This window comes from Planomicrobium sp. YIM 101495, from assembly GCF_009707665.1.
GTDB lineage: Bacteria > Bacillota > Bacilli > Bacillales_A > Planococcaceae > Planococcus.
Genome location: NZ_WLZW01000001.1, coordinates 1,152,535 through 1,173,464, shown reverse-complemented (window position 1 = coordinate 1,173,464; position 20,930 = coordinate 1,152,535). Strand labels below are relative to the sequence as shown.

At 47.3% G+C, this 20,930-nt stretch carries 20 protein-coding genes; 14 read left to right on the top strand and 6 right to left on the bottom strand.

Annotated elements, in window-relative coordinates:
- Window positions 1–68: 68 nt before the first annotated feature.
- Window positions 69–1,913, top strand: a complete 1,845-nt coding sequence (asnB, locus tag GIW82_RS05875) for an asparagine synthase (glutamine-hydrolyzing) (RefSeq protein ID WP_154748936.1) — start codon at window positions 69–71, stop codon at window positions 1,911–1,913.
- 73 nt (window positions 1,914–1,986) lie between these two features.
- Here asnB and GIW82_RS05870 read toward each other — a convergent pair whose 3' ends face one another.
- From GIW82_RS05870 to GIW82_RS05860, 3 genes are read right to left on the bottom strand one after another with little or no spacing between them, the layout of a single operon-like run.
- Window positions 1,987–2,736 (bottom strand): amino acid ABC transporter ATP-binding protein, encoded by a 750-nt coding sequence (locus GIW82_RS05870; protein ID WP_154748935.1) that lies wholly within the window; start codon window positions 2,734–2,736, stop codon window positions 1,987–1,989.
- A gap of 35 nt (window positions 2,737–2,771) precedes the next feature.
- On the bottom strand, window positions 2,772–3,473 hold the full coding sequence (locus GIW82_RS05865) for an amino acid ABC transporter permease (RefSeq protein WP_154749621.1): 702 nt from the start codon (window positions 3,471–3,473) through the stop codon (window positions 2,772–2,774).
- Window positions 3,460–4,281 (bottom strand): amino acid ABC transporter substrate-binding protein, encoded by an 822-nt coding sequence (locus tag GIW82_RS05860; protein WP_154748934.1) that lies wholly within the window; start codon window positions 4,279–4,281, stop codon window positions 3,460–3,462. The genes GIW82_RS05865 and GIW82_RS05860 overlap by 14 nt, the downstream gene beginning before the upstream one ends.
- A gap of 321 nt (window positions 4,282–4,602) precedes the next feature.
- On the opposite strand from GIW82_RS05860, the gene GIW82_RS05855 reads away from it, so the two are divergent.
- The 3 genes from GIW82_RS05855 (at window position 4,603) to GIW82_RS05845 (ending at window position 6,533) form a co-directional block, all read left to right on the top strand.
- A complete protein-coding gene (locus tag GIW82_RS05855) occupies window positions 4,603–4,914 on the top strand; it encodes a hypothetical protein (RefSeq protein ID WP_195913956.1) in 312 nt (103 codons plus the stop codon).
- 157 nt (window positions 4,915–5,071) lie between these two features.
- Window positions 5,072–5,557, top strand: a complete 486-nt coding sequence (locus GIW82_RS05850; protein ID WP_370456105.1) for a MarR family winged helix-turn-helix transcriptional regulator — start codon at window positions 5,072–5,074, stop codon at window positions 5,555–5,557.
- A complete protein-coding gene (locus GIW82_RS05845) occupies window positions 5,550–6,533 on the top strand; it encodes a ring-cleaving dioxygenase (protein ID WP_154748931.1) in 984 nt (327 codons plus the stop codon). Before GIW82_RS05850 ends, GIW82_RS05845 begins: the two co-directional genes overlap by 8 nt.
- A gap of 48 nt (window positions 6,534–6,581) precedes the next feature.
- On the opposite strand, the gene GIW82_RS05840 is transcribed toward GIW82_RS05845, so the two are convergent.
- The gene (locus tag GIW82_RS05840) at window positions 6,582–8,207 is read right to left on the bottom strand and encodes a sensor domain-containing protein (protein ID WP_195913955.1); all 1,626 of its coding nucleotides are present in this window, start codon (window positions 8,205–8,207) and stop codon (window positions 6,582–6,584) included.
- A 268-nt stretch (window positions 8,208–8,475) separates the two neighbouring features.
- On the opposite strand from GIW82_RS05840, the gene GIW82_RS05835 reads away from it, so the two are divergent.
- The 3 genes from GIW82_RS05835 to galE all read left to right on the top strand — a co-directional run bounded on the left by GIW82_RS05835 (window position 8,476) and on the right by galE (window position 10,588).
- Complete coding sequence (locus GIW82_RS05835; RefSeq protein ID WP_195913954.1) at window positions 8,476–8,913, top strand: nucleoside 2-deoxyribosyltransferase; 438 nt, start codon at window positions 8,476–8,478, stop codon at window positions 8,911–8,913.
- 6 nt (window positions 8,914–8,919) lie between these two features.
- Window positions 8,920–9,402, top strand: a complete 483-nt coding sequence (locus GIW82_RS05830) for a VanZ family protein (RefSeq protein WP_154748928.1) — start codon at window positions 8,920–8,922, stop codon at window positions 9,400–9,402.
- Window positions 9,403–9,526: 124 nt separating this feature from the next.
- Entirely contained in the window at window positions 9,527–10,588 is a 1,062-nt protein-coding gene (gene galE / locus GIW82_RS05825) for a UDP-glucose 4-epimerase GalE (RefSeq protein ID WP_154748927.1), read from the top strand.
- 79 nt (window positions 10,589–10,667) lie between these two features.
- Here galE and GIW82_RS05820 read toward each other — a convergent pair whose 3' ends face one another.
- Complete coding sequence (locus GIW82_RS05820) at window positions 10,668–12,272, bottom strand: S-layer homology domain-containing protein (RefSeq protein WP_154748926.1); 1,605 nt, start codon at window positions 12,270–12,272, stop codon at window positions 10,668–10,670.
- Window positions 12,273–12,399: 127 nt separating this feature from the next.
- Here GIW82_RS05820 and GIW82_RS05815 point away from each other — a divergent pair, with 127 nt between their 5' ends.
- Entirely contained in the window at window positions 12,400–12,537 is a 138-nt protein-coding gene (locus GIW82_RS05815) for a hypothetical protein (RefSeq protein WP_154748925.1), read from the top strand.
- A gap of 132 nt (window positions 12,538–12,669) precedes the next feature.
- On the top strand, window positions 12,670–12,828 hold the full coding sequence (locus GIW82_RS05810) for a hypothetical protein (RefSeq protein WP_230309174.1): 159 nt from the start codon (window positions 12,670–12,672) through the stop codon (window positions 12,826–12,828).
- 82 nt (window positions 12,829–12,910) lie between these two features.
- Here GIW82_RS05810 and GIW82_RS05805 read toward each other — a convergent pair whose 3' ends face one another.
- Window positions 12,911–13,891, bottom strand: a complete 981-nt coding sequence (locus GIW82_RS05805) for a GNAT family N-acetyltransferase (RefSeq protein WP_154748923.1) — start codon at window positions 13,889–13,891, stop codon at window positions 12,911–12,913.
- Between the two features lie 300 nt (window positions 13,892–14,191).
- On the opposite strand from GIW82_RS05805, the gene GIW82_RS05800 reads away from it, so the two are divergent.
- Genes GIW82_RS05800 through GIW82_RS05780 form a run of 5 tightly spaced genes read left to right on the top strand, consistent with a single transcriptional unit; the run spans window position 14,192 to window position 20,910 of the window.
- Entirely contained in the window at window positions 14,192–15,670 is a 1,479-nt protein-coding gene (locus tag GIW82_RS05800; RefSeq protein ID WP_154748922.1) for a lipopolysaccharide biosynthesis protein, read from the top strand.
- A gap of 20 nt (window positions 15,671–15,690) precedes the next feature.
- Window positions 15,691–16,833, top strand: a complete 1,143-nt coding sequence (locus GIW82_RS05795) for a DegT/DnrJ/EryC1/StrS family aminotransferase (RefSeq protein ID WP_154748921.1) — start codon at window positions 15,691–15,693, stop codon at window positions 16,831–16,833.
- Window positions 16,834–16,846: 13 nt separating this feature from the next.
- Window positions 16,847–17,743, top strand: coding sequence for a glucose-1-phosphate thymidylyltransferase RfbA (gene rfbA / locus GIW82_RS05790; protein ID WP_154748920.1), 897 nt, complete (start codon window positions 16,847–16,849; stop codon window positions 17,741–17,743).
- Between the two features lie 12 nt (window positions 17,744–17,755).
- Window positions 17,756–18,784, top strand: a complete 1,029-nt coding sequence (gene rfbB / locus GIW82_RS05785; RefSeq protein ID WP_154748919.1) for a dTDP-glucose 4,6-dehydratase — start codon at window positions 17,756–17,758, stop codon at window positions 18,782–18,784.
- Window positions 18,785–18,801: 17 nt separating this feature from the next.
- The gene (locus GIW82_RS05780; protein ID WP_154748918.1) at window positions 18,802–20,910 is read left to right on the top strand and encodes a hypothetical protein; all 2,109 of its coding nucleotides are present in this window, start codon (window positions 18,802–18,804) and stop codon (window positions 20,908–20,910) included.
- Window positions 20,911–20,930 lie beyond the last annotated feature (20 nt).

The following is a 20,930-nucleotide window of genomic DNA, read 5'->3' as shown; positions in this document are numbered from 1 at the left end:
GTAAAAACAATAAGGCTGCTGGAACTTGAAAAGAGAAGAAGTTCATCAAAACATGGGGGAATAAATGAATGTGTGGATTTACAGGATTTATCGGGGAAACAGAAAATGCAGCGCAAGTACTTGAAGAGATGATGGACCGGATCGTCCACCGCGGACCGGATTCCGAGGGGCAATTCGTTGAACACGGTGCAGCGCTTGGCTTTCGGCGTTTGAGCATTATCGACCTCGAGGCAGGAACTCAGCCAATGTTCAATGAAGACGAAGGGCTCGTACTGATTTTTAACGGGGAAATCTATAACTTTCAAGAGTTGCGAGAAGAACTAGTTGAAAAAGGGCATCTCTTCAAAACTGCAACGGACAGTGAAGTGATCCTTCACGGATTTGAAGAATATGGCAAAGACATCGTCCATCGCCTCCGCGGCATGTTCGCATTCGTCATCTATGACCGGACGGCGCGTAAGATGTTTGCAGCGCGGGATCCATTCGGCATCAAGCCATTTTATTATGCAGGAATGGATGGGACTTTGTTGTTCGGTTCGGAAATCAAGAGCTTCCTCCCGCATCCGGCTTTCAAGAAGGAATTGAATGAACATGCTTTATTGCCGTATTTGACGTTCCAATATCCGGTTTCGAATGAAACGTTCTTCAAAGGTGTCTTCAAATTGCCGGCAGCGCATTATATGGAATATGACAAGGGTCGGCTGACAACTACTCGCTATTGGACACCAGAATTCAATGAAACGGATGCACCGCTTACCCAGCTCGTTGAGGAAATCGATGAAGTGGTGAAGGAGTCGATCCATGCGCACCGAATCAGTGATGTGAAGGTCGGCTCATTTCTCTCGAGCGGCGTCGATTCAAGCTATGTCGCCTCGGTCCTGAAGCCGCACCAAACATTTACAGTCGGCTTCTCAGACGCGAATTTCTCGGAAATCGATCATGCCCAGATTCTTTCGAACGAGCTTGGAATTGAGAATGTCAGCGAAGTGCTCGACTCCGTGGAATGCTTCCGTGAGCTTGGGAAAATCCAATACATGATGGATGAGCCGCATTCGAATCCGTCGATCGTTCCGCTCTATTTCCTATCGAGACTGGCGAGTGAACAAGTGACAGTCGTCCTGTCAGGAGAAGGGGCGGACGAGCTGTTCGGCGGCTACGATGAATACACAGCGTCACCGGCACTTCAGAAATACCGCAAGCTACCATCGTTCATTCGGAAACCACTTGGCCGTGCAGCACTCAAGCTTCCAGATATGCGCGGGCGCCAACTGATGATCAAAGGTGGCTTGCCGGTCGATGAATGGTTTATCGGACAGGCAAAAATTTTCGAAGAGCGAGACGCGCGTGCACTTGTGCGGAAGCCTTACAGAGGCGGCCCAGGTATTGCGACAGTCGTGGCGCCATTTTATAAGAAGACGAAAGGGCAAGATCCACTCAACCGGATGCAATTGCTCGACTTGCAGCTTTGGCTCACGGACGATATTTTATTGAAGGCTGACAAGATGAGCATGAGCCATTCCATCGAACTGCGCGTGCCGTTCCTCGATAAAAAAGTCATGGAAGTCGCAGCGAAAGTACCTGTCCGCTACCGGGTCAATCCGAAAGCGACGAAATATGCGTTCCGCCTTGCTTCACGAAAAGCATTGCCGGAAGTTTCCGCGAACCGGAAGAAAATCGGTTTCCCGGTCCCGATCCGCAACTGGATAAGAGAAGATGGATACTTCAATGAAATCTTGGCGATGTTCAAAAGTGACATGGCTGCACAGTTTTTTGAGACAGAAGAAATGTGTCGTCTTCTAGAAGAGCACCGGAGCGGGAAAGTGAACAACGCCCGGAAAATTTGGACGATGTATATGTTCCTTCTTTGGTACGATCAATACTTCGTGAAAGAAACTGAGTCGGCAGCCCAATAGCCACTCGCGATGAACGCATAAAAAAACAGGCCATCCATTCGCATGAATATGCGGGTAGATGGCCTGTTTCTATTTAAATTTCTTCTTTTTCCGAAATCAAGTTCAAGAAACGCTGCGTACGTGCTTCTTTTGGTGAGTTGAACACTTCTTCCGGTGTACCGCGTTCGACGATGACGCCGCCGTCCATGAACAATACTTCGTCTGCGACACCTTTTGCAAAGCGCATTTCATGCGTCACGACGACCATTGTCATACCTTCTGCAGCCAAATCTTTCATGACTTGCAGTACTTCTCCGACCAATTCTGGGTCGAGTGCCGAAGTCGGCTCATCGAACAGCATCACTTTCGGTTCAAGTGCAAGTGCACGGGCAATGCCGACACGCTGCTGCTGACCGCCTGACAGCTGGAAAGGATATTCGTCCGCTTTTTCTGCGAGGCCAACTTTTGCCAAGAGCTCAAGCGCCTGCTTTTTCGCGACATCCTTTTTTCGTCCTTGGACAGTGATAGGTCCTTCCATGACGTTTTCGAGTGCTGTCATGTGAGGGAACAGATTGTAATGCTGGAACACCATCGCGGATTGCTTCCGGAATGATGTGATTTGTTTTTTTGGCATCGGCTTCGAGAAGTCTGCTGTTTGGCCGTCGATCGTCACCGTACCTGCTGAAGGTGTTTCGAGAATGTTGATGCACCGCAGGAACGTCGTCTTACCGGAACCGGATGGACCGATCACGACAATCGCCTGTCCTTTTTGCACATCAAGATCGATGCCTTTCAGCACTTCCAAGTCACCAAAGCGTTTATGCAAATTTTTGATTGAAATCATCGTTTCGTATTCCTCCAATTGGTCGATAGTCCGAATCATCGTGAGACATAGCGGTCGAAGCGGTGTTCAAGCCGTCCTTGTCCGATCGATAGCAGGAAGCAGACGACCCAATAAATTAGTGCAGCTTGCGTATACAGCAGCAGGAATTCATAGTTCGTCGCGGCGATCTGCTGAGCGATCCGGAACATTTCCGTCACGAGAATCATGGAGGCGAGGGACGTATCCTTCACCAAGCTGATGAACGTGTTCGAAAGGGGTGGGACCGATACGCGGGCAGCCTGCGGCAAAATGACGCGCCGCAACGACTGCGCATACGTCATTCCGATTGTATCTGCAGCTTCCCACTGGCCTTTCGGAATCGACAGGATCGATGCACGGATGACTTCGGATGCGTAAGCTCCGACGTTCAATGAAAATCCAACGATAGCAGCTGGGAATGGATCAATGACGATATCTAATGCCGGAAGTCCGTAGAACAGGATGAACAGCTGGACGAGCAGCGGCGTACCGCGAATGATCGAAACATAAACCCGTGCGATGATCTGCAGCGGCTTGATCGTCGAGATGCGTGCAAGTGCCGTCAAGACGGCAAGCACGAGTCCGATGATGAACGAAATGATCGATAACGGGATCGTGAATTGGATCAAACCTTCCAATAAAGGCATCCAGGAAGTCTGTGAAATATTCCAGAGGCGCTCCTGTTGGACCGGATCGGTGAAAATACTATTCAAGTACATTTTCTCCGAACCATCTTTCGGAAATTTCATCGTACGTGCCGTCTTCAATCATGTCGGCAAGTGCTTTGTTTGCTTCTTCGACGATTGCGCCGCTGCCTTTACGGAACAAGAGCGCACTTTGCGCTGCGTCTGAAGACTCATCGACGATTTCGATGTTTGCGTCAGGGCGTTGCTTCAAGAAGTCGAGAACCGTCAAGTTATCGTTGATCGTCGCATCGACGCGGCCAGAGTTCAAAAGCTCGATTGCTTGGTTGAAGCCTTCGACGCCTTCAAGCTCAGCGCCGTATGAACGCGCAATCTCGCCGTAGTTACTTGTCAAAGATTGTGCGGAAAGCTTTCCTTCAAGATCGTCGAATGAAGCGATTTCCGTCTCGTCAGCACCTACGACAAGAACTGCTGTAGAAGTAATGTACGGATCCGAGAAGTCGTAGCTTTCTTCACGTTCAGGGTTGATCCCGACTTGGTTTGCGACCATATCGAAACGGCTGGCATCAAGACCTGCGAAAATGGCATCCCACTGTGTTTCAAGGAATTCGACTTCAACGCCGAGACGTTCGCCGACTTCGCGCGCGATTTCTACGTCAAAGCCAGTTAATGTGCCAGTTTCATCATGGAACGTGAATGGAGGGTAAGTTCCTTCAGTTCCGACAACCAATGTTCCTTCATCTTTTACTTTTGCAAGAAGATCTTGTTCACCGCTATCTTCCACTGCGTCGTCCGTTGTCGGATCTTCTTCGGGTGAGCCGGTACACGCTGCCAAAATGAGCGCCCCGATCATCAATAATAGGAATAAATGTAGTTTTTTCATGTTTTTCGAATCGGCATGGAATGATGCCGACTCACACTTCCCTTCTGTCTATATATTTTTGTCTTTACTTCCGTGTTCATGTGCTGCCGGAAAGCCCGTTATGCAATCGATATAAAATACCCTATTCATGAAAATTGAAACAAACAAAACAAATCAGGGTTGTTTACTCGGTTTTAACGTAAAGCGCTCCCGTTTGAATGAAATGAAGCAAGCTGCACCATTATAGCACCGCCATGTGGAAGGGTTCAACACAATTGTTTAGCAGGAACTTTCTGATATTTGCAGAAAGGATTAAGAGAGAGGAGAGGATTGATTTTGAGTATGCAACAGATCAAAGAACAGGATATCCTGCACGACGAGTACGGCAATTATTATGAAGTGCTTGCGGTGCAAAAGGACGGGGACAAGGTGAAGGCACTTGAAGTCACCAACCTATTCTTTAAAGAAACGTTTAAAACGCAAGCAGCAGGCGGGGAATTCTCAGCGGATTCCGTTCTGGCAGCAATGAATGATCGTATCGCACAAGTGCAACAAGCAGAGCGTCCAATCTATGCGCTAGGAGATTTACTCATGAACCGCATCGCCATCTATGCGATGGATGTCACGAAACCATTTTCTGATTCTCTTGCTTAAAACGATTTCTAAAAAGACCGTCCATTATGGGCGGTTTTCTTTTATCTATTATATCTCGAATTCAAAGTTTATCTTTTGACGCGAATATTTATCTGTGTTATTATTATCTTGAATTAAAGATTAATAGTTTTGAAGTAAAAGTTTGGAGGAGAACCGAGTGGAAGAGCTTAGCAGGGAATTGAAGACATGGACCATCATCTTACGTGCTTCCCAAGCCATTCAAGATATCATTCGTCGAGATGTCGCGTGTTATGGGCTGAATCCTACTGAATTCTCGGTATTGGAGCTTCTTTATCACCGCGGGGAACAGCCGATCCAGACGATTGGGAAAAAGACGCTCATTTCAAGTGGCAGCACGACTTATGTGGTAGACAAGTTAGAAGATAAAAAGTATTTGAAGCGGACCGCTTCACCGGAAGATCGCCGCGTCATTTACGCCGCATTGACCGAAACAGGGCAGGAATTGATGGAGCGGATTTTTCCGCCGCATGAAGCGTTAATCCAGGAAGTTTTTGAGGAGTTGTCGGAGGAAGAACAACTAACAGTGCAAGAGCTGATGAAAAAAATCGGGTACCGGGCGAAGGACCTTTCAAAGAACTGTCCGAAACCAAAAGAGAAAAATGGAGGAATCGATCATGAATGAACTAAAAGGGATTCATCACGTAACGGCAATCACAAGCAGTGCAGAAAAAAACTATGAGTTTTTCACATATGTCCTCGGGATGCGACTCGTCAAGAAAACGGTCAACCAAGATGATATTCAAACTTATCACCTGTTTTTCGCAGACGACAAAGGGTCTGCAGGAACAGACATGACGTTTTTCGACTTCCCGAACATCCCTAAAGGAACACACGGGACAAATGAAATCTACAAAACAGCATTCCGCGTACCGGACAATGCTGCACTAGACTATTGGGTGAAACGTTTCGATAAATACGATGTGAAGCATTCGGGCATCAAGTCATTGTTCGGAAAAAATACGATTTCATTCACTGATTTCGATGATCAGCAGTACATGCTGATTTCAGATGAAGGAAACGAAGGCGTTGCATCCGGTAGGCCTTGGCAAAACGGTCCAGTACCATTGGAGTTCGCAATCACAGGACTCGGGCCGATCCACATCCGCATCAAAGAATTCGACTACTTTAAAGAAATGCTAGAAAAAGTAATGATCATGCGTGAAGTTGCGAAGGAAGGCTCACTGCACTTATTCGAAGTGGGGGAAGGCGGGAACGGTGCGTCAGTAATTGTCGAGCACAATACGTTGATGCCGGATGGACGACAAGGGTTCGGTACCGTTCACCACGCAGCATTCCGCGTAGCTGATACGGAAGTCTTGCATGAGTGGATCGACCGGATGCAAAGCTTCGGATTCGGTACGTCCGGTTACGTCGACCGTTTCTTCTTCGAGTCATTGTACGCACGCGTTGCACCAGGGATCCTCTTCGAGTGGGCGACTGATGGTCCTGGTTTCATGGGTGACGAGCCATATGAGACGGTTGGTGAAAAACTATCGCTGCCGCCATTCTTGGAGCCGAAACGCGAATCGATCGAAAGCATGGTACGACCGATTGATACTGTACGCAGCACGAAAACGATCGAGAAAGAGTATTTGTAAAAACAATAAAAAAGTGGCGGAAATCAATAGTGATTTCCGCCACTTTTTTCATTTATAGTGCCTGATGGTCATGCCGTCCTGCCCAATTTTCTTCGCGCGGTACATCGCTCTGTCTGCGTCGTGTAGCGCTTCCGAGACAGTCGGTTTTTTCCCTTCGCCGATCAAGGTGAAGCCGGCACTTACAGAGACTGTAAGCAGTTGGTCGTTGAAGATCCATGGTTCTTTCAATGCAACTTTTATTTTTTCATACATCGCCAGTACTTGATCGGCATCATCGACCGCTTCCAGCATGATGACGAACTCGTCCCCGCCTAGGCGCGCCACGAGATTGTCATCGCCGATCTGACTTTGCAGCCGGTCGGCAAGTTCAGTGATGACATAATCCCCGACTTCATGTCCGAACTCGTCATTGATATTTTTGAAATGATCGACATCAAAAAGCGCGATGGCAAAAGGGGATTGCCGTTCGTCGTGCTGAAGGATCCGTTGCGTCAGACGCTCCGTAAATAGGCGTCTGTTCGGGATGCCGGTCAAATAATCGTTGTATGCAAAATGATGCAGCTGTGTTTCCCGGTCTTTCTGCAATGTGAAGTCTCTTGCGATGATCAGTGTATGATTCTGCTTATCGAATACTGGCGTAATGCTGACTTCGGACCAAACGAGATGCCCTTTTTGATGATAAAGCGGTACTTGGAATGTCGTGGTTGTCCTGTCCACCGAAGCCCGTTCGAACTCATTGAAGACGATCGGAAGAACGTCTTGAGGGATGATCGGAATGGCTGACTTTCCAACGATTTCCTCTGGTTTATATCCGAATGTCTTCTCTACCGACGGGGCTACGTAGGAAACTTTTCCGGTTTCATCCGTGAGCAAGATCGTATCGTTGAGATACTCCGCGATGAGCCGGAACTTCTCTTCGGTATCGATAAGCAAGCTTGCGAGCTTATCCAATTCGCGCATATCCTTCAATACCGCAAACAGTCCGACGAGGCGAGACTCGACCTTGATCGGGATGACTTTCAATAACACGCCGAATTTCATTCCTAAGCGGTGGAGGAACATCACGCGCTTGTCGCTCGTGTAAATATGGTTTGCGGATTGATGAAGAAATTCCAGTAGTTCTTCAGCGTCTATATCGATGAAATACGACAGGTGCTTGCCGATAATCGCATCGATCGGGTAGCCGCTCAAATTCGTGACAGTCATATTTCCTTCCTGGATTAAGCCGTCGAGATCGAGCGTGAAGACGGCATCCGTATTATTTTCAAACAAGGAATGATAATGTGCTTGTTTTTCTTGAAGATGTCTGGCGGTTGTTTTCTTCTCAAGCAGTGCGAGCTTTTCGGTCGTCAAATCTTTGGTCACGCAGACGATGAAATTGCAGTTCCCCGCATCATCGAACAGCGGATTCATTTCGCTTTTGGCGTAATGCCATTCGCCTGTTGTAGTTAAGTAGGAATCTTCATACGTGACTTTCTGCTTCAATAGTTTCGTTTTGCTGTACATGCTCTTGAAGAAGCGGGCTTGGGCATCGGGTAGCGTCTCTTCCAACGTTTTACCGATAACAGATTGGTCTAGTCCTGTATTGGCAACTACCGCTTCGTTGATAAAGGCATAGCGGAAGTCTGCATCATCTGAGCGGACCACGAAGACCATGTCTTTAATTGTATGCATTAAAATTGTCTGTAAAGGAAGATCTTCTCGACTCTGCACTGGCTATCTTCCTTTCTAGGTATATGATGCGTCCATGTCAGATGCCATAATGCGGTCCATTCATTCTTTCTCTCTATTATATATTCTATCTATTTTTGAGAGACTTATCATCTTATTCGAATTTTCTTTTCTATTCCCGAATTGTTGCAGGACTATGCAATTAATTTCCAGTAAGGTAAAATGGAATCAAGCTGAACGTGAGCAATCGAACGTAAAGGAGAGATTGTTTGTGAAAGGAAAAATTCAAGTGTATCTAGCAGGACCTGACTTTCCACATATCGACACCAAGTGGATTGACGAATTGCACGACCGGCTTAATCAGGAAGGTTTCGTGTCCAGGAGACCGATTCAGGAGAATGGTTTGTTCACAGGGAATGAGACCGACGAACAGCGCCAGGAAATTTTCGATAACGATGTCCGGCTTCTTGAAGAGACGTCCATGTTGATCGCCGTATTATTGAACGATGACCCAGGCACGTATGTGGAAATCGGCTGGATGTCTAAAGCAGGGAAACCTGTCATCATCTTCGATCCGCATCAAGAAGCGACCAATTTGTTTCTCGTCAAATCGGCTGATGCTATCGCTTATACGATCAATGAAGTGATCGAGCATGCGAAACGTTTGAGCGACCGGATGGAAAGTGAAAAAACGCAGATAAAGGAATAGATGTTCATGAAGAATGGAGCAAAGATTGCTTGGGGGGCAGCTATCCTCTGGATGGCTGTCATTTTCATGCTGTCCCATCAGCCCGGTTCGCAGTCGAGCCAGTTAAGTTCGAGCGTAACGGAGGTGATCATCCAAGCAATCGAGACGATCGTACCGGACTCCGGCGGGGGCGTCGAGCAATTTCACACGATCGTCCGGAAGAATGCCCATTTCTTCGCATACTTGCTGCTTGGGATCTTGCTGACGAATGCACTTCGCAGGAGTGGTGTGACAGGCTGGCAGAGTTTCGCTTTAGCTTTTATGGGCTCAGTGGTGTACGCGATGTCGGATGAAATCCACCAGTTGTTTATCGAAGGGCGTAGCGGAGAAGTGCGCGATGTCGCGATTGATAGTGCGGGAGCGGCTGCGGGGCTTTTATTGTATGCGCTTCTAGTTAAGCTTTTAAGCGAAAGAAATAATATAAAAAATGGAGTATTTCCTGGTCGTTAGAGGGAATACTCCATTTTTAATCAAAACATAAAATTAAATTTTCGATATATTTAGATATTTAACCTAACTTTAACCTTAGACATATAGTCTAAAAGCCACCTAAAGAAAGCGGGAGGTAGTTCAAATGATTCTTGTTACTGGAGGAGCAGGGTTTATTGGCAGTCATGTGGCGGTTGCCTTGCTTCAGCAAGGGCGGGATATCGTCATCATCGACAATCTCTGCAATAGTCGATTGGAAGTGATTTTTCGGATCAACGAGCTAACAGGCAAAGACTTTCCTTTCTACCAAATCAATTTGCTGGATCAGAAGTCTTTGGACGAGGTGTTCAAAAATCATGAAATCGAAGCGGTCATGCATTTTGCCGGGCTGAAGGCAGTGGGGGAGTCGAGTGACAACCCGTTGCTGTATTACCGCAATAATATTTCTGCAACGCTTTACTTGTGCGAGATCATGAAGAGGCATCACGTCAAAAACCTTGTATTCAGCTCTTCTGCGACTGTTTACGGAGAGACAGAACAAGTACCGATTTCCGAGACGTGTGTGCGGAACGCCTGCAACCCCTATGGCCGGACTAAAAGTATGGTGGAACAAGTGCTGGAGGACGTCCATGCCTCCGATCCGTCATGGAGAATTTCGATTCTCAGGTATTTCAATCCTGCAGGAGCGCATGAAAGTGGACGGATCGGTGAAGATCCTGAAGGAATCCCGGATAATTTGATGCCTTATATTACACAAGTGGCAATCGGAAGAAGGGAGTCGCTATCTGTGTTCGGAGCGGATTACGACACGGTTGATGGAACAGGAGTCCGCGATTATGTGCACGTCATGGATCTAGCGGATGGTCATATTAAAGCGTTGAATCATTTACCATTCCAGCAAGGCGTGGAGATTTTCAACCTCGGGACAGGAAGAGGCTACAGCGTCCTCGAAATCCTGCACGCATTCAGTCTTGTCACACGAAAAAACATTTCATACGAGATCGTTCCAAGAAGAGCAGGTGATGTGGCCATCTATTGTGCAGACTCGACGAAAGCAAGAGCGGTCCTTGGTTGGGAAGTGCGAAGAGGGCTAATCGACATTTGCCGGGACTCCTGGAATTGGCAAACCCGCAACCCTGGAGGATATGGAGTCCCTATCCCGGCCTTGCAGCCGCGTGTGGTGGAATTGGCACAGGTGATGGAGTGATTCCAGGATTTGGACAAGTAAAAAAACAGGAAGAGAAAATTGGATCATTTTCTCTTCCTGTCTGTATGTGTCCATTCACTCAATCCAAGAGTCTGGAGAGGAATGCTGCATATTGACCGCGCGTCAAGCTTTGGTGCGGCATATATGCACCATTTGATCCGAGTGTGACACCATGCGATGAAAGCACGCGGATATAGTCAGCTGCCCAATAAGATCCGGACACATCCGAGAATATATTGGCAGCACCGGGTTTTTCCTTCAAGTTAAAAGTCTGGACGAATATTTTCGCAGACTCCGCACGTGTCAATCGAGCGGACGGATGGAAGTTGCCGTTCGATCCATCGATGATCTTTGCACGGTATAATTTTTGGATGCCATCGTAGTTCGGATGGCTTTTTGGGACATCCTGGAAATCTTTACCGGGACGGACAGGCGTCAAGTCTGCATTGGAGCGTGAGATGATTTCCGCGACATGACGGCGTTCGATGGAAGCATCGGGACGATAGCTTCTATCGGTATAACCGTGAATCAATCCTTGCTCCACCATCGATTTGATTTCTTTTGAGAATCGGTGGTTGTTTGGAACGTCCGTGAATACCCCTTTAGGCTTCGGGGTTGGCTCTTCGACACGCTCTTTTTCCCCTTCATTCGGTTTTCCTGCAACATTTGCAGGATTTTCGATTTTATTCGGGTTGTCTGCAATGACAACTTCCGCTTGCTTCGGCTGACGTGGCTCACCGCCGCCACCGATCGAGTTCTTTGAGCTATTCGTGACATAGCGCAGCTCGTTTTTCAGGATGGATTGAAAATCTTTCACCATCCGTTTGAACGCATCGGGAAGTTCTCGTTCGACATCGTTTGACGCATAAAGTGTGATTTGTGAAGCGCGATCTCCTACATACACTCCATAATCCTGCATTGCTTCAGCGAGCATATGACCTTCCGGGCTCAGTCCGAGTTTGTCGATATCCACTTCAGGTGGAATCGCAAATAGGCTGCCCATCGGGATTGTACCAGAATAGCCGTTGTTCCCACCATCTTCAGAGATTGCAGGGAAAACCCATCCGGACTTCAGCTGCTGTGCAGACAAAGCCATGACAAGTGCGTGCGGCATATGCAAGTTCTCCAATTCATGCTTGCGGATCAAGCCGCCGTTCGTACTGAATTGGCCAGCGCGAATTCCGCCTTCGATGCCAGAATCGAGCAAGTCGGTTTTCACGCCGTATCCCGCTGTGTAATTCCCATCAGACTTCTTTTTCACTTGCCAGTATTCATAAACGTATTGACCGTCGATTACATTCAAGTTTCCATCGGTTCCTGAGATGACTGTTGCTTCTGCCGGAATCCGGTGTGTATACGTTTTTCCTTGGAATGTTACAGAACGTACGGGATCACTCGGCTCTGCAATATTGAGTGCAATGCCATATCCGTTATTTGAATTGATATAAGCACTTTCATTGAAGAAGTTTTTCATCCGTGAACTGTCAGCTGGGTCGAACTTCGCTCCGCTGCCCATTGCCGTGTTCCAGATGGACTCTGGGCTGAACGGCTGAAGATGAGCATAACGGACATCCGAAGCTGCTTCGGCATGCGAGAAATCATAGAGAAAGACACTTGCAGCCAGAACAGTAGCAGTTACCGCCAATGCGGGTTTCTTAATGAGTGTTGTAAACTGTTTGAGCATAAAAATAAATTCCCTCCGGTGTGTATGGTTTGATGATCAGTTACATGGATTAGTGTACAAATGAATAAAAATTTTTGCAATATAATTAACAAAAAGGGTTGGAAGGTAACAAGGAGAAGAACGCGTAATGAACGATTTTTTGAAGGAATTGAAGACCAATCCACAGTCGGAAGAATGTGTTCTTGCGACTAAAGGCCTTTTAGTTGAAAAATATTTGCAGTTCGTCCGCATAAAAAGTCCCGTCTTCTTTTTTGCCGTCGATTAGAGGGGAATTGCTGGGGTTTCTCGAGCGTGAAGATGCATTTCCGTGCCCCAAGCATGTGGTATGATGAGATCAACTTGAGATCGATTCAAACAAAGTGACACATGAAAAAGGAAAAAGGGGAATCTTATGTGGATGATCATTTCCGGGGGCATACTCGCTGTAACGGGTGTATTCCTAGCGTTGGCAAAGGCTTCTTCGAGAGCCGAAAGCGAAGCTGAAGCTCATAGGGAAGAGCTTTTGGCCAGGAAAAAAGAAGAAGCCGAAGAAACGGCACAGGAGACAGAGGAGTAAATGTCTCCAAGAATAATTCGAAAAGGTGAAGGAGAGATTGAAGATCTCTCCTTCACCTTTTCGAATTGGGTCCGTCTTTTGGCTACGAAGTCGCACTGAACATGCGGAACAACGCGTCTTCCGTTTCGTCCTGCTGGAGTGCTTTCGCATTCACTTCAGCATTTCGGACCTTGTAACCAATTTCGTAGCGGAAGTCCGTATTCTTGCTGAATTGCTTTTTGAACAAATAAAGAAGGTCATCTTCATCGGCAGTCCGTCCCCCACCATCGTGGATGAGTTCTTTATTATTTTCTTTGCCCCAAAGCACAAGTGCATACTGCAGAATGTATGCGGGTGAAAGATGATGAAACTCTGCAAGCGTACCTGACAAATGTGTGTGGATCCATTCGTTGGAAGAAAAATTAATTCCCGCTCCGATCACTTTTCCTTCGTATAACACTTCTACGAAAACAATTGCTTTCCCGAGAGAGGTTAAACATTCAGCAAAATATCGATCATCAAAGTAATAAAGGGATGAGGCTTGGTTGCGTTTCATTGTTTGATAATATATAGAAGGAAATGCGCCAAGCGAAGACGGATTGACGATTACGCGGAACGTCACACCTTGCTTTAACGCATTCCGTACGTTGCGCCGTGCTGACTTGGAGAACTCTGTTTGGAAAGGATCCGCTGACTTGGTCAAATCGGTCCCGATGGTCATCCGTCTGAACTGTATGTTATACACATCTTTAAAATGGTCTGCATTGCCTACCAATGGATGGAAACGGATGAACTCACGGATGATTGCATGCTTTTCACAGTAGTCACTGAACGCTGCGTCATACAAACGGACCAAGTCTTTTTCTCGCCCTTGGACGACTTTTTCGATCACGGGACCTCCATAGCCATAAGGAGTGAGAATTTCATAGAAAATTTGACCGTTTGTCCGGAATGGGAGCGGCCGTTTAATGAATACATGCCGAATTTTCCCAAAGGGATGGCGAAACTCGAATTGTTCGCATGTGCCATTTTCAATTTCTTCATACAATTTACCATAATGCGGGGAAAAGAAGACGTCTGTCATATCGAGTTTCCTCCTAATGGGTATAAATACCTCTATTTTTTAGTCGATAAAAAGTGTTTTCAAATAAGAATAGGTAAATAAAAAATAAAAGTTTTCTAAAAAATCTGTCTAATAGGTATATTGTATGCTATACTATCAAAAAAGTACAGACTAAATATTCATAGTAGTAAAAAAGGTGGTGTTGTATGATGGGTTAATTTAAATGGAAAGTGACTTTAGTCTATAATTCTTGATTTCTTGGGTTTGATAATAAAACGTAGATTACAAGAAGTTCATCAAAGGACATTGAGGAGTCAGGAGATGCAAAAGAAAAGAGGATTAAAGGGAAAGACAATCAACGGGTTACTTTGGAGTTTTGGGGACCTCGCAGGGAATCAAGGGGTGCAATTCCTCATCCAGATCATTTTGGCGCGACTGCTCCTACCGGAACATTTTGGCTTGATCGGAATCGTCCTGATTTTTGTAGCGTTATCGAATTCACTCGTTGACAGTGGCTTTACACAAGCGCTAATCCGGGAAAGGAAACCGACGCAAGTCGATTATTCTACTGTATTCCACTTCAATCTGGCCATGTCACTCGTATTGTATGGGTGCATTTATTTAACGGCTCCGGCAATCGGCGCTTTCTTCGGTGAAGAACAATTGACGATGCTCATCCGGGTGATGGCGATTTCAATCATCATCAAGTCATTCGAGCTTGTGCCGCGCGCGATTTTATCGAAGGAAATCGATTTCAAGACGCAAGCGACAGTCAATGTGATTGCTAGTCTCTTTTCAGGTTTGATCGCGATTTTCATGGCATTCAGCGGATTCGGAATTTGGAGCTTGATCGTTCGCTTGTTAGTGATGAATGCCAGTCAATCGATTTTGTTCTTTGTCATGAAGAAGTGGCTCCCTTCATGGACATTCAGTTTTCGCTCCTTCCGCCGACTGTATCATTTCGGCTGGAAGCTCCTTGTGTCGGGATTGATCGATACGCTTGGGCAGAATCTATTCGCCGTCTTGATTGGTAGAAATTACTCGGCCGGGCAGCTTGGCTATTATATGAATGCTTCGAAGTTCAGTGACGTGGTGACACAGAGTCTGACAGCTGCAATCCAGCGCGTGACATATCCTGTTCTCAGCAGAATCCAGGATGAAGATGAACGGCTGAAGAATAATTACCGGACACTCGTTAAGTTATCCGCTTTTCTCATCTTCCCGATGATGCTCGGCCTTGCAGCGATTGCAGAGCCGATGGTGCGGATTGTCTTCGGCAGCCAATGGGAACCAATGACCATTTATTTTCAGTTGCTTTGTATCGCCGGCATGCTCTATCCGATTCATGCATTGAACTTAAATATCCTTCAAGTGAAAGGGCGGTCCGATATATTTCTGTATTTGGAGGTCGGAAAGTTTTCGATGACGCTTGGACTCGTGTTCCTCGCAATTTGGTTGGACCTCGGGATGATCGGTTTGGTTGCATTGATCGTTGTTGATTCCTACAGTGCATTACTGTTGAATATGTATTTTTCAGGAAAGGAAATCAACTATACCGTACGCCGCCAGCTGGAGGATCTCTTCCCGTCATTCCTGCTGGCTGTGGGAATGGGGACACTTACGTATATAGTCGGCCACTTGCTCGATTCGGCGGATTCATTGACATTGATCATCCAAGTGGTTGTGGGTATCGCTTGTTACAGTGGAATGGCTAAATGGGCGAAAAGAGAGGAGTTCCACATCTTATGGAAATTATTACTCCCGATCATGAAAAAATGGAGGCTGGCTCGTTTGGGCTGACTTCTTCAGGAGGATGGCAAATGGAAGGATTGACGAAGCCTGTATATGTGACGAAGCCTTTGCTTCCAGCGTTGGACGGGATAGTCCAGCGTCTCGAAGATATTTGGGAAAGTGGTCAAATGACCAATCAAGGTGGACAGCATGAGTTGCTGCAGAAGGAATTGAAGCTGTTTTTAGGAATTGACCGTCTTGAATTGTTCAATAACGGAACGATAGCACTATTGCTTGGGTTGAAAGCGCTTGGCCTGTCAGGTGAAGTGATTACGACTCCTTTCACGTTTCCAGCGACTGTACAGGCACTTGACTGGAATGGACTGACCCCGGTCTTCTGTGATATCCGGCCGGATACGCTCAATATCGACCCGAAAAAAATCGAAGCATTGATCACGGAGAAGACGACAGCGATTCTCGGAGTTCATGTGTTCGGGAATTTATGCGATGTGGAGCGGATCCAGGAAATCGCCGACAAATACAACTTGAAAGTCATCTATGACGGTGCGCATGTCTTCGGCACCAAATCGGGCGGAGTACCGGTAGCTAATTACGGGGATATGACGATGTTCAGTTTTCATGCGACAAAGCTTTTCCATACGGTGGAAGGCGGAGCGCTGGCCTTCAAGGATGAGCGGATCACGGAAGTACTGCGAATGCTAAGGAACTTCGGTATCACTGGACCGGATCAAGTAGCGCTGTCGGGATTGAATGGCAAGATGAATGAGCTTCAGGCGGCAGTCGGACTTGAAGTGCTGCCACTAGTCGAAAGAGAACGGAAGAAAAGACAACGGCTGAAAGAGCTTTATGAGCGGGAGTTGACCGGGGTGCCTGGTCTCCGGATTATCACAAATCTGGAGGGTGAGGAAAGCAGCTATCAATATTTCGTCATCGAAATAGATGAAGCAGGTTTCGGCTGTTCGCGTAATGACGTCCACGATAAGCTGCTGAAAAGAAATGTCAGTGCCCGCAAATACTTTTATCCGCTGTGCAGCGGTTTCGAGTGGTATTCCGGATTGCAGTCCAGCAGACCGGAACATTTGCCGAACGCCCATATGGCAGTCGACCGGACGCTTGCACTTCCCTTTTACGGAGCGCTGGGCGAGTGGGAGGTCGAGCGGATTTGTTCTTTCTTGAAACAACTAAATGCGCAGGCGTTGATTGCACAATGAGGAGGAGTAAAAAATGAAAGGCATCATTTTGGCTGGTGGTTCCGGTACGCGTCTGTATCCATTAACTAAGTCGATCTCGAAGCAAATGCTTCCAGTGTACGATAAGCCGATGATTTATTATCCACTTTCGGTGCTAATGCTGGCAGGAATCAAAGAAATCCTGATCATCTCGACTCCGCGGGATATTGCCGGTTTTCTCGAATTGCTCGGCAACGGACAGCAGCTCGGGATCAAGTTGGAATACGCCATTCAGGAAAAGCCGGATGGACTGGCAGAAGCTTTTACCATCGGGGAGCAATTCATCGGGGATTCACCTGTGGCACTTGTGCTTGGAGATAATATCTTTTACGGCTCGGATTTCGGGAACCGCTTGAAGGAGTCGGCGGAATTGAAAGAAGGCGGAATCATTTTCGGTTGCCATGTCGCAGATCCGCGTGCCTATGGAGTGGTCGAAGTGGATGAAGATATGAACATCGTGTCCATCGAAGAAAAACCGAAGGATCCAAAATCGTCCTATGCCGTTCCAGGTTTGTATTTCTTTGGACCGGATGTTGTAGAGATTGCGCGTTCGATCGAACCTTCCGCACGTGGTGAGAAGGAGATTACAGATGTAATCGAAGTGTACCGGAAGCGAGGGGAGCTGAAGGTTAACATCATGGGGAGAGGCTTGGCGTGGCTCGATACGGGAACGCACGAAGCGCTGCTTGAAGCATCTAATTTTGTGGAGGCGATCCAAAAGCGGCAAGGTCTGTATGTGGCTTGTATAGAAGAGATCGCCTACAGGCGTGGCTACATTGGGAAACATGAGTTGCTCCAACTGGCGGCACCATTGAAGAAAACGGGGTACGGACAGTACTTGGTCGAGATCGCCGTTGACCGAAGTATCGTTGGACTGCAAATGCAAATATAGAGGAGCGAGATTATGAAAAAGATTCTTGTCACAGGCGGAGCGGGTTTCATCGGAGGGAACTTCATCCATCATCTTTTGGCGAATGATCCGGATGTCCAAGTGTGTAATCTGGATTTGCTGACATATGCGGGGGATCTCACGAAGCATGCACATTTGGCAGGCGACAGGCGTTACCGGTTTTTTCAGAGGGATATCGCAGATCGTTATGAGATCGAAGCGTTGTTTGCGCGGGAATCGTTCGATGCGGTCGTTCATTTTGCGGCAGAAAGCCATGTAGACCGCTCGATCGCTGACCCGCAATCGTTTGTACGTACGAACGTAGTCGGGACGCAAGTGTTATTAGAAGCTTCGAGAATCAACGGCGTGGCGAAATTTGTTCATGTGTCGACAGATGAAGTATATGGGGAGTTGTCGCTTGAAGGTGATGAGCTGTTTACGGAACAAACGCCCATCAATCCGAATAGTCCGTACAGCGCGAGCAAGGCCGCTTCCGATCTGTTGACGCGATCTTATTATGAGACGTACGGGATGCCTGTGTGCATCACGCGCTGCTCAAATAATTATGGTCCGTATCATTTTCCGGAGAAATTGATTCCGCTCACTATTTCAAAGGCTGTACATGCGGAGAAGATTCCGGTCTACGGTGACGGACGCAACATCCGTGACTGGCTTCATGTATTCGATCATTGTGCTGCATTGGATTTAGTACTGCGAAAGGGTGAGGCTGGTGAAGTCTACAATATTGGTGGCCGAAATGAACGTTCCAATCTGGAAGTAGTCAATTCGGTCTTGGCATTGCTCGGGAATGTGCAGGAGATGATTGAATTCGTCAAGGACCGACCGGGACATGATCAGCGGTATGCGATTGATCCGACCAAAATCGAAGCACTTGGCTGGAAACCACGCTACGCTTTCGAGGAAGGGCTGAAGCAGACGGTGGAATGGTATCAGGAGAACGAAGATTGGTGGCGGAATGTGCTGACGCAAGATGACGCGCTGTTACCTGGCGATCGGTTCGGACTTGAGTCATCGTATAGTTGAAGAAGGGAGCGGGAACGATGGGACAGGGGGCAACGGTTGCGGCTTTTATCGAAGGGCTTTATGTGGAACGGAAGTCGCCAAGAGTCTTACACGTTGGTGCTGTTTCTGATCGGTTGTGCGATGAGTTGGAGCAGAAAGGGAATCAAAACTACTTGGGGACAGTAACGGAAGAGATCGAAACGGAGCGGTCCGATAAGTTTTACCATACGGAAGATTCAGGAGTCATTCGCGCGAACAATGCCGAAGTGATTGTACTAGAGAACGCGCGAATCGAGGAAGTGCGACAAGCGATGAATTCGGGAGCAACGTTCATTCTTTTTCATCCGACCTTGCCATTTGATTACGTGAATTTCCTAGGCTTGGTGGCGTATAAAAGGGGGCGGAGGAAAAACTGGGGATTTCAATATAGAAACCTTGTACACGAAGGTCGTTCACAGAATTTCATCGTCTTGATAAGGGAGCATGAGGTGCAAAAAGCGCCACGCTCTTATTTGTCTCCGTTCGTCCCGGTGAAGCCTTTCCTGGCAGAACTGTTGGATGCTGAGCTTTCCTTTGTAGTCCTGCGCTGGCATGAAGAGATTCCATTCACTAGCTTAGATGAAGATATCGATCTGCTTGTGGCTGACTGTGATTTGGAAGCGATCCGGAATGCGTTGGATGAAAAAGTCGGAATCGTACCATTCGACCTTTACAGCGTCAGCGGCATGGAAGGAAGTGGCTACGAACAGATGGCTTACTATCCACCGCATTTGGCTGAGAAGATTCTGGAGAATCCTGTGCAGTGGAAAAGTGCATTTCCGATTCCGGATTTAAGGAACTATTTCCTGAGTTTGCTGTACCATGCGGTTTATCATAAGGGGCTCAAATCAGGCTTTCCGCTGACAGAACGGGACAAGCCGTCGATCGAGAAGGCGGACCATGATTATCCGACGTTGTTGTATGAGCTGTCGATCATGAATAGTATGGAGTTCGAGCAGCTGAATCTGCCTTATTTGCACCGCTTCTTAAAAGCGGAAGGGTGGGCGCCAGCGACGGATACGATTCGAAAACTAAGTGTCCGGAACACGTGGTTGAAAACGCTCGAGCCTGAGCAGACACGTCAGTTCGTAAAAAGTGGGGAGCTGATGACGTTTGTCATCCGGGACTGGGCTGTGCAAAACGGAAAAGAAGAGTTCATCATGGACTGGCTGGACAAGGCGGGACTGAAGCTTGTGGAAGCTGTTCATCTGGATGAGCGACAGCGTAAGGAAGCGAAGCAAAACATCCGCGGGGGAAACTGGGGAAGTGGTCCGTGGAAAGTGAGCGGCGGAGAACCTGCGGTTTTACTCGTCTTGTATGATTATCATCCGCAGAAACACGTGGCGAAGCGAAGGATGGAACATCCGTATGTGACGAATGCCAATTACTTTTTGAAGTTCGGATTACGCGATGAAATCAATCATCAATTTGCACCAGAGCAGCGGGCGAATGCAATCCACAGTTCGGACGACGAAACAGAAGCACTTGAATACATTGATGCTGTCGCACCAGAACTGATGCCGCAAATAATAACCAAAATCATGCAGTGGGACCAAGACTATGAAACGGAAGAAACGGTACTGGGGGACTTGTCCGAACTCCGCCGAAGGGCGAAAGTCGAACTGATCGACTTTGACGGCATCAAGGCAGTGAAGAAAACGTACAAAGCAGGAAATGAACGTTTTCTGATGCGCGAGAAGCTTGTATACGGCGAACTGGGCGGGGAGAGTCCTTACATTCCGCCTCTTCTTGATGAAGGTGCGAATTACATCATCACTCCATACTACGAAACACGGAGATGGACGAAGGTGGAAAAGCTGAAGAAGTTGGCACTGAAACTGCGGTTTAAGAAGGATGTGCTCGCAATCACGGAATTCTTTTATGAGCGGGGCTATGCGCTCATCGATTTTCACCCGGGTAACTTGCTTCTTACGGATGAAGGACTGAAAGTGATCGACTTCGAATTTCTTTACCAATATGAACAGCTTCCTGAAAACAGCAGCGAATCGTTCGACCTTCTTGGGTTTCCGGAAGACTTCCCGGAAGATCGGCCATTTGGAATCGAAGGAAGGCAGCGAGTAAAAATGTGGAGGAAAATCCTATACTAACTTCGTGATGAGGGTGCGCC